Source organism: Pseudomonas sp. R3-18-08 (assembly GCF_003852065.1).
Taxonomy (GTDB): domain Bacteria; phylum Pseudomonadota; class Gammaproteobacteria; order Pseudomonadales; family Pseudomonadaceae; genus Aquipseudomonas.
The window spans coordinates 1,258,602-1,274,150 of record NZ_CP027729.1; the positions used below are offsets into that span (position 1 = coordinate 1,258,602).

At 59.5% G+C, this 15,549-nt stretch carries 13 protein-coding genes; 7 read left to right on the forward strand and 6 right to left on the reverse strand.

All coding sequences use genetic code 11. The annotated features are described in order from the left end of the window. Nucleotides 1-469: 469 nt before the first annotated feature. Complete coding sequence (locus C4J92_RS05660; protein WP_124403212.1) at nucleotides 470-1,594, reverse strand: OpgC family protein; 1,125 nt, start codon at nucleotides 1,592-1,594, stop codon at nucleotides 470-472. A gap of 224 nt (nucleotides 1,595-1,818) precedes the next feature. On the opposite strand from C4J92_RS05660, the gene C4J92_RS05665 reads away from it, so the two are divergent. From C4J92_RS05665 to C4J92_RS05675, 3 genes are read left to right on the forward strand one after another with little or no spacing between them, the layout of a single operon-like run. After that, nucleotides 1,819-2,193 carry a GtrA family protein gene (locus tag C4J92_RS05665; protein ID WP_124369784.1) on the forward strand — a complete coding sequence of 125 codons (375 nt, stop codon included), beginning with the start codon at nucleotides 1,819-1,821 and terminating at the stop codon, nucleotides 2,191-2,193. Then, the gene (locus tag C4J92_RS05670; RefSeq protein ID WP_124403213.1) at nucleotides 2,190-3,128 is read left to right on the forward strand and encodes a glycosyltransferase family 2 protein; all 939 of its coding nucleotides are present in this window, start codon (nucleotides 2,190-2,192) and stop codon (nucleotides 3,126-3,128) included. The genes C4J92_RS05665 and C4J92_RS05670 overlap by 4 nt, the downstream gene beginning before the upstream one ends. Nucleotides 3,129-3,135: 7 nt before the next feature. Beyond that, nucleotides 3,136-4,710 carry a glycosyltransferase family 39 protein gene (locus tag C4J92_RS05675; RefSeq protein ID WP_124403214.1) on the forward strand — a complete coding sequence of 525 codons (1,575 nt, stop codon included), beginning with the start codon at nucleotides 3,136-3,138 and terminating at the stop codon, nucleotides 4,708-4,710. A 9-nt stretch (nucleotides 4,711-4,719) separates the two neighbouring features. On the opposite strand, the gene C4J92_RS05680 is transcribed toward C4J92_RS05675, so the two are convergent. Then, nucleotides 4,720-6,339: an FMN-binding glutamate synthase family protein gene (locus C4J92_RS05680; RefSeq protein WP_124403215.1), complete on the reverse strand. Its 1,620-nt coding sequence runs from the start codon at nucleotides 6,337-6,339 to the stop codon at nucleotides 4,720-4,722. A gap of 183 nt (nucleotides 6,340-6,522) precedes the next feature. Here C4J92_RS05680 and C4J92_RS05685 point away from each other — a divergent pair, with 183 nt between their 5' ends. After that, nucleotides 6,523-6,996: a hypothetical protein gene (locus tag C4J92_RS05685; protein ID WP_124403216.1), complete on the forward strand. Its 474-nt coding sequence runs from the start codon at nucleotides 6,523-6,525 to the stop codon at nucleotides 6,994-6,996. Between the two features lie 30 nt (nucleotides 6,997-7,026). On the opposite strand, the gene C4J92_RS05690 is transcribed toward C4J92_RS05685, so the two are convergent. Genes C4J92_RS05690 through C4J92_RS05705 form a run of 4 tightly spaced genes read right to left on the reverse strand, consistent with a single transcriptional unit; the run spans nucleotide 7,027 to nucleotide 13,093 of the window. Then, nucleotides 7,027-8,406: an ATP-binding protein gene (locus tag C4J92_RS05690; protein WP_124403217.1), complete on the reverse strand. Its 1,380-nt coding sequence runs from the start codon at nucleotides 8,404-8,406 to the stop codon at nucleotides 7,027-7,029. Further along, nucleotides 8,403-10,229, reverse strand: a complete 1,827-nt coding sequence (locus tag C4J92_RS05695) for a DAHL domain-containing protein (protein ID WP_124403218.1) — start codon at nucleotides 10,227-10,229, stop codon at nucleotides 8,403-8,405. The genes C4J92_RS05690 and C4J92_RS05695 overlap by 4 nt, the downstream gene beginning before the upstream one ends. Further along, the gene (locus C4J92_RS05700; RefSeq protein WP_124403219.1) at nucleotides 10,226-11,194 is read right to left on the reverse strand and encodes a cytochrome-c peroxidase; all 969 of its coding nucleotides are present in this window, start codon (nucleotides 11,192-11,194) and stop codon (nucleotides 10,226-10,228) included. Before C4J92_RS05700 ends, C4J92_RS05695 begins: the two co-directional genes overlap by 4 nt. A gap of 24 nt (nucleotides 11,195-11,218) precedes the next feature. Next, nucleotides 11,219-13,093 (reverse strand): bifunctional diguanylate cyclase/phosphodiesterase, encoded by a 1,875-nt coding sequence (locus C4J92_RS05705; protein ID WP_124403220.1) that lies wholly within the window; start codon nucleotides 13,091-13,093, stop codon nucleotides 11,219-11,221. A 221-nt stretch (nucleotides 13,094-13,314) separates the two neighbouring features. On the opposite strand from C4J92_RS05705, the gene C4J92_RS05710 reads away from it, so the two are divergent. The 3 genes from C4J92_RS05710 to C4J92_RS05720 are packed head-to-tail and all read left to right on the forward strand — an operon-like array spanning nucleotide 13,315 to nucleotide 15,544. After that, nucleotides 13,315-14,628 (forward strand): HD domain-containing phosphohydrolase, encoded by a 1,314-nt coding sequence (locus C4J92_RS05710; protein ID WP_124403221.1) that lies wholly within the window; start codon nucleotides 13,315-13,317, stop codon nucleotides 14,626-14,628. Continuing rightward, the gene (locus tag C4J92_RS05715; RefSeq protein ID WP_124403222.1) at nucleotides 14,625-15,038 is read left to right on the forward strand and encodes an NUDIX domain-containing protein; all 414 of its coding nucleotides are present in this window, start codon (nucleotides 14,625-14,627) and stop codon (nucleotides 15,036-15,038) included. The genes C4J92_RS05710 and C4J92_RS05715 overlap by 4 nt, the downstream gene beginning before the upstream one ends. Beyond that, nucleotides 15,035-15,544 (forward strand): GNAT family N-acetyltransferase, encoded by a 510-nt coding sequence (locus tag C4J92_RS05720; protein ID WP_124403223.1) that lies wholly within the window; start codon nucleotides 15,035-15,037, stop codon nucleotides 15,542-15,544. The genes C4J92_RS05715 and C4J92_RS05720 overlap by 4 nt, the downstream gene beginning before the upstream one ends. Nucleotides 15,545-15,549 lie beyond the last annotated feature (5 nt).

The following is a 15,549-nucleotide window of genomic DNA, read 5'->3' on the forward strand; positions in this document are numbered from 1 at the left end:
TAAACGCCGCAAAACCCATGTGGGAGGGGGCTTGCCCCCGATGGCCATAGGTATCTACACAACTTTGTAGCAGCCAACAGTAACCACGATGCGAAGCGAGCCGCTCTTGATCTTGCTCTTGATCTTAAGCGCCCCGTTAAACCACGCTGGCCGGAATTCGACAGTGATTTGGGGGGTAAACCGGCAGGGATGCCGGTTTAGCCGCCCCGCGCCATGGATGGCGCGTGGCGGCGGCCCCCCAAATCGCTGTCGGATTACGGGCACACCGAGCCTAAGCGAGGTGCCGAGTGGTGGGGCAAGAGCGTTTTGCTTACTTTTGCGCTTTTCAAAAGTGAGACGCCGTAAGGGCGGAACCCTAAGCAGCCGTTACCGCAGCAACGGATATGTACTCGCTCTGATCCAACATCCTGGTCGTCTGTCAGGCCGCCATCGGGGGCAAGCCCCCTCCCACATGTCAATCAGCCCGGTACTAACCAGGCGCGGCGACAGCGGCTCTGCGCTGGTCCAATCGCTTGTTGAATTCCAACCATGCGGCAAACAGCATCATCACTGCGGCCCCCACCAGCGCGGTGAATATCCGCATGGCGAAGGTGTCACCGGTCAGGGCGTTGGCCATGTCCGCCAACGGCGCCAACACCACACCCAGGCAAAAGACTTCCAGGGAGTAGCGCCCCATCCGCGCCAGTTGCCGGGCCAACCTGTGTTGCGTCCAGCCAACACCGGGGAGCAATTTGGCGGTGACATAGGCCAGGGCCAAAAAGTGCAGCAAGCGCACCGGTGACAGGTCGGTCTTGCTGATGGGGTACAGCCATTCGCCGATCAGGCTTGGCATCCAGGCGTCGTGCACCTCGGGCCAGCGCCACGACAGGGTAATCACGCAGCTCGTCAGCACATACGCCGCAGCCGCCAGGAACAATGGTTGGCGCAGCACAGGCCGCTGGTCAGCCGGGCGTGCCGAACGCAAGGCCGCCGCGCCGCCGAGGATAAACAGGCACTGCCAGGTCACCGGGTTGAAGTACCAGACCCCGCCGTTGCTGGCCGGCAGGTTCCAGCCCTGCCAGGGCGCCAGCAGGTACACCGCCACAGAAACGCCCACCGCGACCCTCGGCACACGCAACAGCAACGGCAGCGTGAGGGGCAGGCTCAGAATCAGCACGATATACAGCGGCAAAGGGTCGGTCAGGTTGGGCTTGAACCGCAGCAGCAATTCATCGACCAGGGCCTGCTGGGTATTGTTGAGGAAATACTCCAGGCCCATCTCCTGCACCAGGTCGCGGGTTTCGATATGGCTGTTGGCGAATATCACGATGCCCATCAACAGCGCCAGCAGGAAAATATGCACCACGTAGAGCGTCCACACCCTGCGCAGGATTCTTAAACAGGCGATGAAATAACCATCACGCTGCAGGATCTTGCCGTACGCCAGTACCGCCGCGTAGCCGGCCAGGAATACGAAGATTTCGGCGGCGTCACTGAACCCGAAGTTCTGCACGGTGACGTGGGCCAGGGGATTGTGGGGCACGTGATCCCAGAATATGAAGATCAACGCCAGGCCCCGAAAAAAATCGATGCGCGGGTCGCGTCCGTTCAGCATGGCAGCGGGCTCTTGAACAAGTTGTTGAGTAAGAGTGGCGAGCGCGCGCGTTGTCGTGCGCCGCACGTCGGGCGGGCGCAGGTTGGCGGTATTTGTAAGCGATTGCAAAAGGCTGGGTATTACCGAATGTCTCAGTCGTGGGTAAGGGCTACCTGTTAGTTCTGACAGTAGACGCTACAGGCAGGTCGTGGCTTGCTTAGGGGGTAACTGCAAAGGACGACGATATGGCCCGAGTATGGAAAGGTTTTACCTGCTACACATTGATTGGTATCGCCAATACGGTGATCCATTGGCAGCTGTTTTTCATGTTCCGAGTTGCGTTTGAATGGAGCCAGGCGCTGAGTAATTTCCTGGCATTCTGCGTGGCGGCGTCTTTCTCGTTTTATGTGAATGCCTTCTTTACGTTTGACATGCCGGCCTCCTTTGGCCGGTATCTGCTGTTCATGACCTGCATGGGCGGTCTGAGCCTGGGCGTGGGCTGGTTGGCGGATCGTTGGTACGTGCCGGGGCTTGTCACCGTCGTGGTGTTTTCATTGATCAGCCTGGTCTGCGGCTTTTTGCTGTCCAAGTGGGTGGTGTTTCGCGAGCGTGCGCGATGAAAATCTCGCTGGTGGTGCCTCTGTATAACGAGGAGCTTGCGGTGGGCGGGTTCTATCAGGCGGTTCGACATGAGCCCTCGTTGAGTGCGCATACGGTCGAAATCGTGTTTATCAACGATGGCAGTTCCGACCGCACCGCCGAGCTTGTGAAGACGATCGCCTTGGCCGACCGCGATGTAGTGTTGATCAACCTTTCGCGTAATTTCGGCAAGGAAGCCGCACTGTTCGCCGGGCTGGAATACGCCACAGGCGACGCCGTGGTGCCCATGGATGTCGACCTGCAAGACCCGATCGAGGTCGTCGCCCTGTTGGTTGCCCAATGGCAAAACAGTGCGGATGTGGTATTGGCCAAACGGCGTGACCGCTCCAGCGACAGCTACCTCAAGCGCCATAGTGCATCGCTGTTCTACCACCTGCTCAATCGCATCGCCTACACCCACATCGAAGAAAACGTCGGCGACTTCCGCTTGATGGACCGCAAGGTGGTGGACGTGATCAAAACCCTTCCCGAGCAGCAGTTGTTCATGAAAGGCGTATTGTCCTGGGCCGGGTTCAACGTGGCCATCGTCGAATACGACCGTGCGCCCCGCGTTAACGGCCAAAGCAAGTTCAATGCCTGGAAATTGTGGAACCTGGCATTGGATGGGATTACCTCGTTCAGCACCGTGCCGCTGCGGTTATGGAGTTATATCGGCGGCTTCATCTCGCTGTTGGCGTTGGTATATGCCGGGTTTCTAGCTGTGGACAAAGTGTTGTTTGGCAATGACGTGCCGGGGTATCCGTCGCTGATGACGGCGATATTGTTTTTGGGTGGGGTGCAACTGATCGGGATTGGAATATTGGGCGAGTACGTGGGGCGGATTTATATGGAGACCAAGCATCGGCCGAGGTATGTGGTGCGCGAAGTGATTTTTGGGGAAACACTTAATAGGTGAAGTAGCGATGAAAACAATCTATAGCGCATCGCCAAGCGCTAATACAATGCTGTTTTTTTTATGGGTGGCAGTATTGGTTATTGGCGTATGGACTCGCTTTCACGATATCGATAAGTCGGGTATTTGGATTGATGAAGCGTTCAGTTTGTTGTTGAGTGCTAAATCGCCGGCCGAGATATTTTTTCACACGACACGTGACGTTCACCCGCCTCTTTACTATTGGATGCTGCATGGATGGATACATCTGTTCGGGGAGAGCGTTCATGCTGCTCGTGTCTTGAGTGCAATGTTTGGTGTTTTGAGTGTAGTGTTGGCTATGTGGCTAATACGGCTGCTCAGCAGCCGACGAGCGATGCTGCTGGGCGGCCTGTTGATAGCCTTGTTGCCTATCGCAGTGCGCTACAGCCAGGAAATACGTATGTATGCCTTCCTAGCGACGTTAATGCTTAGCGCAACGATCGCCTTGGTTTACTGGCTTGAGAATTCTCGTAGTAGACGGCCGTTGATTTTGTATTGCCTGCTGATGGTCGGCGGACTCTACACACACTACTTCACCGTCGTGTGTGCCTTCGCGCACTGGCTTTACTTGGCGTTGTTGCTGCGTACCCAACGGGAAGAGCGGCGCTATTTGATGAGACCGGCTTGGTGGGTAGCCAATATAGTCATCTCGATAATGTTCATTCCTTGGCTGCCAAGTTTTATAAAACAGCTCCGTTATTCTAATTTTAATTGGATACCACCGCTGAAAACGGAGGACGTCGTCGGAGTATTTTGGAGGTTTTTAAGTTATAGCGATGGAGCGGAGTATTCTAGTGTGTTTTTTTATGGGTTGCCGGTCATATTGTTCATGATATCAGTGGCTATTGTGGTCAAGGGGGAAGGACAGCGAGATAAGCTTTTATTGCTGGTGACGTTTGCCTGGGTTCCGATAGCGCTGGTTGCCGTTGTCTCCTTGTTCAAGCCGCTATTAATCGATCGTTATTTGCTGTTTGCTGCTATGGCCTATCCAATGACTGTTGCGGTACTGCTTGATATGCTTCTGGTACGATGTAAAGTTGCGTTCGTGATATTGCTGGGAATGATGTTTTTTCTCGAGGGGCGTGGGCTGAGTGTCGTGTATGCCAAAGAGCCTAGCAACTTGTATGAGTTCAACCAATTTAATGTCTTGGCGAATACTGTAAATTCTTCCTATCAGCCAGGTGATGGTGTGCTGGTATTGGATTTTTTTATATATTTGCCGATGGTTTACTACTTCAAAAGCGACACATTGCCAATGTATTACGCGCCGAGGAACAGTGATGGTACATCGGGCCGTCCTGATGGCTATCAAACGTCGACGCTCAGTAGTGAAAAAGCGGACCAGATTTACGTGGAGAAACTGGGGGCGCTCACAACGGCTTCCGGTAGAGTCTGGTTGATTGACAATGTTCGGGGAGGGAGCTTGACTCATAAACTCCCTGATAACTGGCGACTGTTGCAAACTTTCACGGTAGGCGAGGCCAAGGCCGAACTCATTAACATCCGCCCAGCGGACGCGCCGCTGCAAACGCCTCTGGAGCCCCGAACTATCAGCACTCCTTAGCGTGGACCTTCAGGCTGCAGCGATTTCATGCGCCTCAAAACTATCCGCCCGCGCCATCTGCCACATCCGCGAATAGAATTCGCCATTCACCTCGCCGGTGAGCAGCTCGCCCGGTTTGAGGAACACATGCAGCTGCGAGAACAGCTTGATCTCGGTCGCCGACATGCGTCGCACCAAGTGCTTGGCCGACAACTGCGAAGGATGCTCCAGCCCGGCGGCGGCGAGCATTTCGGCCAGGGCGTGGAGGGTGTTGCGGTGGAAGTTGAACACGCGCTGGGCCTTGTCCGGTACCACCAGCGCACGTTGGCGCAGCGGGTCCTGAGTGGCGACGCCGGTCGGGCATTTATTGGTGTGACAGCTCTGCGACTGAATGCAGCCGATGGCGAACATAAAGCCGCGCGCCGAGTTGGCCCAGTCGGCGCCGATGGCGAGCACACTGGCGATGTCGAAGGCACTGACGATCTTGCCGCTGGCGCCGAGCTTGATCTTGTCGCGCAGGTTCAGGCCCACCAGGGTGTTGTGCACGAACAGCAGGCCCTCGCGCAGCGGCACGCCGATGTGGTCGGTGAATTCCACCGGTGCCGCGCCGGTCCCGCCTTCCTTGCCGTCGACCACGATAAAGTCCGGCAGGATGCCGGTTTCGAGCATGGCTTTGGCAATGCCCATGAACTCCCAGGGGTGGCCCAGGCAGAACTTGAACCCCACCGGTTTACCGCCGGACAACTCGCGAAGCCGGGCGATGAATTGCATCAGTTCGATCGGCGTGGAAAACGCGCTGTGGCGAGACGGCGAGATGCAGTCCTCACCCATCATGATGCCGCGGGTGTCGGCGATTTCCCGGGTGACTTTATGTTTGGGCAGGATCCCGCCATGACCGGGTTTGGCGCCCTGGCTCATCTTGATTTCGATCATGCGCACTTGCGGGTCCTGCGCTTGGGTGGCAAAGCGTTCCGGGTCAAAGCGGCCGTCACTGGTACGGCAGCCGAAGTAACCGCTACCCAGCTCCCAAGTGAGGTCGCCGCCGTTTTCGCGGTGGTAGGGGCTGATGCTGCCTTCGCCGGTGTCGTGGGCGAAGTTGCCGAGTTTGGCGCCTTGGTTCAGCGCACGAATGGCGTTGGCGCTCAGTGAGCCGAAACTCATCGCCGAAATATTGAACACCGACGCCGAGTACGGCTGTGTGCACTGCGGGCCGCCAACGATTACGCGAAACGCGCTCGGGTCGCTCAACGGCGCGGGTCGCATGGAGTGGCCGATGAATTCAAAGCCCGACTGATAGACGTCGATCAAGGTACCGAAAGGTTTGTCGGCGGTTTCGTTCTTGGCGCGTGAATACACCAGCGAACGTTGGGCCCGGGAGAAGGGCAGGGCATCGCTGTCGGATTCGAGCAGGTACTGGCGGATTTCCGGGCGGATGGCTTCCACCAGATAACGGATATTGCCCAGGATCGGGTAGTTGCGGCGCACGGCGTGGGGGCTTTGCAGCAGGTCGAAAATGCCGATCAAACTGAGCAGGCCGGTGACTATCGTGATGGGCCACAGCCATTCATGTTCGATAAAGGGCAGGCTGGCAAGGGTGAACAGGGTGCATACGGCAAAGAACGCGTAACGGCTTAGTAACGACAGGCTCATACGGTTTTCCTTGGTTCGGACTCTTGAGGTCGATCCGCCATTCTGCGCCTGTACTGAAACAGGGAACAAGGATCGAAGGCCCTGGGGCGCCATTTGCACAGGCCCAGGCCATGGAACCGTTCGGCGAAGGGCGGCCACTATCGTGCAGGACGCCTTTCTCTCATGCACTTGGAGTCATCGCTCATGTCGAACATATCTGCCGCTTTCGGCCCTTCCATCATTCATCAAGGCGCGTCCGCCGCGATCGACCGTGAGCAGCGGATGCAATCCGCTCATCACCACCACACTCCCCACGCGTTGCGCGACGGCACCCCACCGGGAAAATTCCAGCGGTTTGCCGCTGATGCGGCCAAGAGCCTGTGGTTTATCCCAGGCATGAGCAACATATTGCAAGGCATTGCACAGGCTAAGCCAGGCCTTGATGGCACCATCAGCGGGGCGCTGGACGGATTTCGTAAAACCCGCGAAGACGGTTTTGACAAGGCGCTTCTCGGTGCGGTTACCGGAGACTACAAGGCGGTGGCCGAGGGTTACGTCGGCGCGGTGGTAAAGAACGAAGCCACGCCTGAGTCCGTCAGGAAAGGGCTGCGCGAAGGTTCCGGCTTGTTAAGCCTGGCCGCGACGCTGCGCCAGCAAAAAATAGCGCTGCAGGCTTGATGGGTCACTGGCTGTACCCGGCGGCGTGCCCTACGCCGCCGTCTGCCGAATCGGCAGCACCACCCGAAACGTCGTGCCCTTGCCCAGCTCGCTGCTGACCGAGATATGCCCCCGGTGTTTCTTGACGATGCCGTAGGACAATGACAGCCCCAACCCGGTGCCTTCGCCCACCGGCTTGGTGGTGAAGAACGGGTCGAAGATCTTCTGCACGGTCTCGGGTGCGATGCCGCAGCCGTTGTCCGCCACTTCCAACCAGATGGTGTCGCCGTCCACGCCGTTGCTGATGGTGATGGTGCCGCGCTCCGGGCCCATGGCCTGGGCGGCGTTGATCACCAGGTTCATCACCACCTGGTTGAGCTGCGAGGCCAGGCATTCGATGTCCGGCAGGGGCGTGTAGTGCTTGACCACATCGGCCTTGTACTTGAGTTCGCTGGCGACGATGTTCAGCGTCGAATCGATGCCCTGTTGCAGGTTGGCGAACTGCCAGGTCTGGTCGTTATCCACCCGCGAGAAGTTCTTCAGGTCCTTGACGATCTGTACCACGCGACCAATACCGTCCTTGGACTCGCGGATCAGCACCGGAATGTCTTCCTTGAGAAACTCCAGTTCCAGTTCTGTGCGCAACGCGTTGAGCCGCTCGCGCTGGTCCTGCGCCGGGATCAGCGCTTCGCTGTGTTGATAAGCCTCCAGCATCTGTTGCAACTGGTTGAAGTAGCTGTCGAGGGTACTGAGGTTGGATGAGATGAAACCCACCGGGTTGTTGATCTCATGGGCAACGCCGGCCGCGAGTTGCCCCAGTGAGGCCAGCTTCTCCGACTGCACCAACTGGCTTTCCAGGTGCTTGCGCTCGTTGATTTCCAACTGCAACGCCTGGGTGCGTTGTTCCACCAGCTGTTCCAGATGCTGGGTTTGCAGGGACGCGCGCCGGGCCATGTCCCATTTATTGGCCAGGGTGTTGGCCATTTGCTGGACTTCGATGTTGTCGAACGGCTTTTTCAGGATCAGCAAGCGGTCATAGGCGTTCAGGCGCGACAGCAGGTCATCCCAGGAATAATCCGAGTACGCGGTACATACCACCACTTGCAGGTCGGGTGCGACCTTCCACAGCTGCTCGATGGTCTTCGCGCCGTCCCAGCCTTGGGGCATGCGCATGTCAACGAAGGCCAACGCGTAAGGGCGTTGCTCGGCCATGGCGGTGCTCAGCAAGGCCAGGCCTTCCTCGCCGCCATAGGCGCAGTGCAGCTCGAACGCCTGGGCTTGCGGCGTGGCGGTGTCGCCAAACAGCGCCGACTCCATCTCGTCCAGCGCCAGATTGGATTCTGCGCTCGGCATCAGGATCTTGCGGAAATCCTCATGGATGGACGGGGTGTCATCGATCAGCAGGATGCGCCGGTTGGGAGGCTGGTTCATGCGGTACTTCCGACAAGGGTCAAGGGAATCGTCAAGGTAAACACCGCGCCAAGGCCCGGTCCGTCGCTGTGAGCCGTGAGCTGGCCGTGCATTTCCACGGCGGCCAGGGCGCAGCTGTGCAGGCCGAAGCCGTGGCCTTCCTTGCGGGTGGTAAAGCCGTGGGTGAAGATCCGCGTCATATTCTCGACCGGTATGCCTTCGCCATCGTCCTTCACACTGATTTTAAGGGTCTGGTCACCTACCTGTTCGACCCTCAGGGTGATTTGCCGTGGCCGCTCGGAAAGACCGGTCATGGCGTACTTGGCGTTGCTGATCAGGTTGACCATGATCAGCAGCAACCGGTGTTTGTCCCCCAGAATCTGCGGCACCGGCGCGTATTCCTTGACCACCGTGACGTGGTGACGCGTCAGCGCGCCGGCGTTCATGCGCAAGGCATCGTCCATCAGGGCAGCGATATCCACAGGCTCCAGCAGCTTGGAAGCGCCGGCATAGGATTGCTGGGTCGAGACGATGTCCTTGATGTGGTCGACGCTTTTGCTCAGTTGCGCCAGCTCATCGCTCATGCCTTGCTGCTCGATGGCAATCGCGTCCACCAGTTGGTTCAGGTAGCCCGGCAGCAATTTGCCTTTTTCATCCTCGGTGAGAAAGCTGCCCAGGTCGCCCTGGTGCGCGTTGATCAGTTGCATGGCCTTGCCCAGGCCCAAGGCCTTGCTGCTGCGCAGTTTGCGGCTGACCAGGTCGGCGGAAATATTTACGCTGTTGAGCACGTTGCCGACGTTGTGCAGCACGTTGGTGGCGATCTCTGCCATGCCTGCCTGGCGGGCGCTGTCGAGCAGCTCGCTCTGGGCGTCCTTGAGTTGTTGCGTGCGCCGTTCCACCCGTTGTTCCAGGGTTTCGTTGGCCGATTGCAAGGCGCGGTTGACGCGGTTGATCTCGGCGAAACTGCGCAGCAGGCGCACGGCCAGGTAGAGCAGCAGCACCACCAGCAAGGTCGAGAACACCAGCAGGTAGCGGTGGTATTGATGTTCGATGAGGTCGGCGGCCTGCTGGTCCTGATCGAGGTGGGTGGTCAGCGCGTCGAGGTGCTCGGCCACGGGCACGGCGGCAATCCGTTCGAGCAGGCTGTTGACCACAGGCTGTTCGCGCAGGATCAGCGAAATATGATTGCTGAGGATATCCACCGGCGCCTGGAACTCAACCGGCAGGCTCTGTTTGTTGATCGCCAGTTTGCCCAGGCCCACCAGGATATCGGCGGCGCGCTCGTCGCTGGTGACCTGGGCGAACTCCAGGCTGCTGAGCAGCAGGTCGTAGGTGTCGGTGGCCACGCTTTGCATTTGCAGGCGGCCTTCGTCGTCAATGCTGTTGAATTGGGCCTGGATGTCATCTTCGGCGGTCGGCAGAAACGCCAGCGAATTACGCAACACCGCGTTGTGGGATTTGAACTGGTCCACCAGCCGGGCTTTGTCCTGGATGGCCGCCTGATAGGCCGCCTGGCTGGCTTGCCAACCCGGCAGGTCGGCAGCGCTGTGGTAGGCGCCGCGGCTCGCAAGTTCAGCGCCGATCCGGGTCATTTCCGTCAGGGGCATGACCAGCGGGTCGTAGTTATGGGTCAGCGCGATCCGCGCCTTGAGCACTTCGCTGTCCCACTGGGCATTGAGCTGCTGGAGCTGGCGGATCAGGTCGCGCGACTGGGTATAAGTGGCCGTCTGGTCGCGGGAAGACTTGAGGTACAAAAACACCAGCGTGGAGGCCAGGACCAGAGTCATCAGGCCAAGCAACACCTGGCTGGCGCGGCGGCGATACAGGCGTGACAAGCGTCTCATAGGGGCTTGCCCGCCCAGTTACCGGTCAGGGTCTTGAGAAATTGAATAATCAGGTCCTTGTCTTCCTGGGTCGGGTTACGCCCCAGTTGGTACTTGAACATCACATCGACTGCTTCTTCCAGGGTCTTGGCCGAAGCGTCGTGAAAATACGGCGCGGTGACGGCGACATTGCGCAGGCTGGGCACCTTGAACACATAGCGGTCCTCTTCGTCCTTTGTCAGCAGGTAGCGCCCCAGGTCCGACTCCTGCGGGTTGCCGCGTGCCTGGAAGTAATCGCCCATCACTCCGAATTTCTGGAACATATTGCCGCCGATGTTCACGCCTTGGTGGCAGGCGATGCAGCCGTACTCCTTGAAGCGCTGGTAGCCGTACTTTTCCTGGGTGGTCAGTATCGCGGTGTTGCCCTGCAGATACTGATCGAACCGCGAGTCGGGCGTGAGCAGCGTGCGCTCGTAGGTAGCCAGTGCGTTTTGCACGTTGGCGGCGTTGAGGCCATCGGGGTAAGACTGGGCGAAGGCGCGTTGGTAGACGGGCAGGGCCGCCAGGTTCTGCACCACGGTGTTCCAGTCGCTGCCCATTTCCACGGGGCTGGTGACCACCTGATCAACCTGTGCTTCCAGCGTGTCTACCCGACCATTCCAGAACTGCTTGAAGTTCAGGCTGGCGTTGAACACTGAAGGCGTGTTGAGCACCACAGGTTTACCGTCAAAGCCGATCGAGAACGGCTTGTTGTCGGCGCCGCCGGATTCCAGGCGGTGACAGCTGGCGCAGGACAGCGTGTTATTCGCCGACAGACGCGGCTCGTTGAACAACTGGCGGCCCAGCTCAACCTTGGCCGGGTCCAGCGCCGGTATCGCCGGCATGGGTTTGAGCGCCTCGTTCAGCGGTGCGGCGGCCAGCGGTGCGCCGCTGCCCAGGCACAACGTGAGAATGAAGCCGGTACGGGCAGTTGAAACATGGCTCAAGCGAGCACTCCTTGCGGCCTGGGGCTATTGATCGGGCATCAGTGTCGCGCTACCCACCTGCAGCAACTGGACGAAATCCTGCGGCGCCAAGGCTTTGCTGAAGAGAAAACCCTGGCCCTCCTCACAGCGCTGGGCTTTGAGGAAATTCAGCTGGTCGAGGGTTTCCACGCCTTCGGCAATGATGTCCAGTTTCAGGCTTTTTCCCATGCCGATGATAGCGCTGATCAGCTGTTCATCCTGACTATTAATGCTCAGGCCGCGCACGAAGGATTGGTCGATCTTCAGCACATCGATGGGAAAGCGCCGCAGGTAGCTGAGGCTGGAGTAGCCCGTGCCGAAATCATCCAGGGCCAGGCGCACCCCCAGCGCCTTGATCCTTTGCAGGATCGCCACGGTTTCATCGACGTTCTGCATCAGCACGCTTTCGGTAATTTCCAGCTCCAGCAGAGCGGGCGGCAGGCCGGTTTGTTCGAGGATGGCGGCCAGGTTGTCGACGAAGTTGCGTTGGCGAAAGTCGATCGCCGAAATATTCACCGACATGCGCAGCGGCGCCAGGCCCATGTGCCGCCAGGCTTGGGCTTGTGCGCAGGCCTGGCGCAGTACCCACAGGGTCAGGCGCACGATCAGGCCGCTGTCTTCGGCGACCGGAATGAACTCGGCCGGGCTGATCCAGCCGGACTTTGGATGAAACCAGCGTGTCAGCGCCTCCGCGCCGACGATCCGCCCGGATTCCAGCTCCAGCTTGGGCTGGTAGTGCAGCACCAACTCATCGCGCTCCAGCGCCTGGCGTAGCGCGCTCTCCAGGTTTTGCTGGTGCCGGGCGCGCAGGTTCATGTCTTCGGTATAAAAACTGAAGTCGTTCGGGCCGCGCTCCTTGCTGGTGTGCATGGCGGTTTCAGCCTGCTTGATCAACCCCACCGCGTTGGCGCTGTCGTTGGGGTAAACGCTGATCCCAAGGCTCGCGGTCACGCTCAGGTCCTGCCCGGCGACGTGCCGCGTCGCGCTGATGGCATTCAGCACTTTTTGCGCAATGTGCTGGGTTTGCTGGGGGTGCTGGATATCGTTGAGCAGGATCACGAACTCATCGGCGCCGTAACGAAACACCGAATCAGAGGCCCGTACCGTTGCCACCAGGTTCTGGCTGACCTGCTCGAGCACTTCATCGCCTACCGGGTAGCCCAGGGCATTGTTGATGCGCTTGAAGCGGTCGAGCCCGATAAACATCACCGCCAGTTGCGTGTCATGTCGCCGGCCCAGGGCGATGGCCTGGGTCAGCCGGTCGCCCAGCAGCGTACTGTTGGGCAGCCCGGTGAGGGCGTCGTATTGCAACAGGTGCGAGACCTTGAGCAGTTCCTGCACGCGTTCTTCGATGGTGCGCTCCAGGCTGATCACCTTTAGCGCGGCGTCCTGGGCCAGTTGCCATTTCCACGTCAGGGCGCTGGCCATCTGGCGGATTTCCAGGTGATCGAACGGCTTTTTCAGGATCAGCAACTGGTCGTTGTACTTCAAGCGCGCTTCGATCGCCTCGAAGGAATAGTCGGAATAGGCCGTGCACAGAGCAATTTGCAGGTTGGGGTCGACGTCCCACAGTTGTTCGATGGTTTGCAGCCCGTCCCAACCGGGGGGCATGCGCATGTCGATAAACACCAGCGCATAGGGCGCCTGGTCCTGCAGGGCCTTGTTCACCAGCGCCAGCGCTTCCTGGCCCTGGTAGGCAGAATCCAGCTCGAATGCCTGGCGTACCGGCGCGGCGGTGCCGAAAAGGGCCGACTCCAAGGTGTCCAGCGAGGGCTCGCCGTGCTCATCGGCGCAGAGGATCTTGCGAAAATCCTGGTGGATCGAAGCCGCGTCATCGACGATCAGGATGCGACGGTTGGCCCGCCCTGATTCCGGGCTCATGGTGCCCTGCGCCTGTGCAGAAGACTCGACGGCATAACGATTCCTTCCCTGGTTTTACAATCAAAGGGGTGTGAACATGCAGTGACAGCATAGCTGAGCTCCCTTGATATCGACGGCCAGTTGGCGTCAAATCAACAGCATTTTCGCGCTGCTGGCCTGGATCGGCACGGCGCACCGGTTCAATCGAGCTTCACATCGTTTAATTTGAAGGCAGAGTCGCCATGGATGAACAACTCGCTACGAAGTCCGCTGTGCTGCTGGTCGACGATGAAGAGTCGATCCTCAACAGCCTGCGCCGCCTGTTGCGCAGCCAGCCTTACGAGGTGGTGTTGGCCACCAGCGGCGCCCAGGCGCTGGAGATCATGGCAACCCGGCCCATCGACCTGGTGATGAGCGATGCGCGCATGCCCGGTATGGACGGGGCCACGCTGTTGGCGCAAGTCCACCGCCTGTACCCGGCCACCGGCCGCATCCTGCTCACCGGTTACGCCGATCTGACCACCATCGTCAAGGCGATCAACGATGGGCAGATTCACCGCTACATCAGCAAACCCTGGAACGACGAAGAGTTGCAGTTGGTCTTGCAGCAGACCCTCGAACATCAGCGGCTTGAACGCCTCACACGGGAGCAGAACGACCAGCTCAAAACGCTGAACGCCACGCTGGAAAAGCGCGTGACGGCGCGTACCGCCGAACTGCAACAGACCGCCGACATGCTCGACCTGGCCTACGACGAGCTCAAGCGCAGCTACGTGACCGGTACCGAAGTGTTTTCGCTGTTGGCCAACCTGCGGTTGCCCAAGGACAAGCAGACCAACCGCGCGTTGATCGAATTGATCCGCGTGTACTGCGCCGCCCAGGTCATGGATGAAGCCAGCACCCGCGACCTGACCATGGCTGCGGCGCTGTACAACATCGGCAAACTGAGCTGGACCGACAGCATGATGGTTGCGCCGTCCGACAAGCTGCACAGCACCCACCGCGCGCTGTATCGCGAATACCCGACCCAGAGCGAGTCGCTGTTGATGACCCTGGAGCCGATGAAGGACGCGGCGCGGATCATTCGTCATCACCAGGAGCGTTGGGACGGCTCGGGGTTTCCCGACCACCTCAAGGGCGAGGCGATCCCGGCGGGTTCGCGGCTGCTGAAACTGGCCGTGGACTTCATCGAGCTGCAAAAAGGCCTGATCCTGGAGCGGCACCTGAACAGCGACGAAGCGTTGCTGTATATCCGCAAGTACGCCGGGCGCCTTTACGACCCGGAATTGGTCGAGGATTTTGTGCAGGCCTGCGCCACCTTCCTCAGCGACGTGACCCTGGGCGACCCCACGGTCAAAGTCCTCACCACCCGCGAACTTGAGGACGGCATGGTCCTGGCGCGCAACCTCAACGCCGACAACGGCATGCTCCTGCTCAACGCCGGCAAGGTGCTGAACCTGCCGCTGGTGGACAAGCTGATCGCGTTCGAGTCGATGGAGGGCGCAAAATACAGCGTATTTATCAAACAACCCGACGAGATAACGATTCCCACATGAGCCCTTCAATTATCCGCATCGCTGCCGCTGTCCTGATCGATAAAGACGGCCAGACGTTGCTGGTGCGCAAACGCGGGACCCTGGCTTTCATGCAGCCCGGCGGCAAAATCGACGCGGGCGAACAACCGGTCGAGGCGCTGGCCCGCGAACTGCGGGAAGAACTGAACCTGCACATCGATCCGGCACAAGCGGTGTACCTCGGGCAGTTCTCGGGGCCCGCCGCCAACGAGCCTGGCTTTACCGTGCAGGCCGACATGTTCCAGCTGCACATCGACGTGGCGGTATCCCCGGCCGCTGAAATTGAAGAAATCCGCTGGATCGACCCCATGGGCGACGGCGGCCTGCCATTGGCGCCGCTGAGCCGTGACCAGATCCTGCCGCTGTACCGCGCGTCGCTGCTCGGCGCATGACGATTCGCCCACTCAATGCCTGCGATGTCGAGACCTATCGGGCATTGATGCTCGAGGCCTATGAGGTTTATCCCCAGGCGTTCACCTCCAGCGTCGCCGAGCGCGCAGCGATGCCGTTGAGTTGGTGGCAAAAGCGCCTGGACGGTGCGTTGGACCGTTTGCTCGGCGCATATGCCGGCGACGCACTGGTCGGCATCGTCGGCCTGGCGTTCGAGCCTCGGGAGAAAGCGCGGCATAAGGTGACGTTGTTCGGCATGTACGTGACTCCAGCCCATCAACGCAACGGCCTGGGCCGCCGGTTGGTGCAGGCGGCACTCGACCAGGCACGCGAGCACCCGCACCTCAAGGTAGTCCAACTGACCGTCACCGCCGGCAATGACGCCGCCTTTGCGTTGTACCGGCGCTGCGGCTTTATCCAGTACGGCCTGGAACCGTTGGCGGTGCGGGTGGGCCTGGACTACTTCGACAAGATCCACATGTGGCGTGAGCTGCGCGGCGAGGGTTAAGGGGC

Coding starts and splice junctions, on each gene's coding strand:
- C4J92_RS05660 (WP_124403212.1), bottom strand. CDS start 1,594: ATGCTGAACGGACGCGACCCGCGCATCGATTTTTTTCGGGGCCTGGCG.
- C4J92_RS05665 (WP_124369784.1), top strand. CDS start 1,819: ATGGCCCGAGTATGGAAAGGTTTTACCTGCTACACATTGATTGGTATC.
- C4J92_RS05670 (WP_124403213.1), top strand. CDS start 2,190: ATGAAAATCTCGCTGGTGGTGCCTCTGTATAACGAGGAGCTTGCGGTG.
- C4J92_RS05675 (WP_124403214.1), top strand. CDS start 3,136: ATGAAAACAATCTATAGCGCATCGCCAAGCGCTAATACAATGCTGTTT.
- C4J92_RS05680 (WP_124403215.1), bottom strand. CDS start 6,339: ATGAGCCTGTCGTTACTAAGCCGTTACGCGTTCTTTGCCGTATGCACC.
- C4J92_RS05685 (WP_124403216.1), top strand. CDS start 6,523: ATGTCGAACATATCTGCCGCTTTCGGCCCTTCCATCATTCATCAAGGC.
- C4J92_RS05690 (WP_124403217.1), bottom strand. CDS start 8,406: ATGAACCAGCCTCCCAACCGGCGCATCCTGCTGATCGATGACACCCCG.
- C4J92_RS05695 (WP_124403218.1), bottom strand. CDS start 10,229: ATGAGACGCTTGTCACGCCTGTATCGCCGCCGCGCCAGCCAGGTGTTG.
- C4J92_RS05705 (WP_124403220.1), bottom strand. CDS start 13,093: ATGAGCCCGGAATCAGGGCGGGCCAACCGTCGCATCCTGATCGTCGAT.
- C4J92_RS05710 (WP_124403221.1), top strand. CDS start 13,315: ATGGATGAACAACTCGCTACGAAGTCCGCTGTGCTGCTGGTCGACGAT.
- C4J92_RS05715 (WP_124403222.1), top strand. CDS start 14,625: ATGAGCCCTTCAATTATCCGCATCGCTGCCGCTGTCCTGATCGATAAA.
- C4J92_RS05720 (WP_124403223.1), top strand. CDS start 15,035: ATGACGATTCGCCCACTCAATGCCTGCGATGTCGAGACCTATCGGGCA.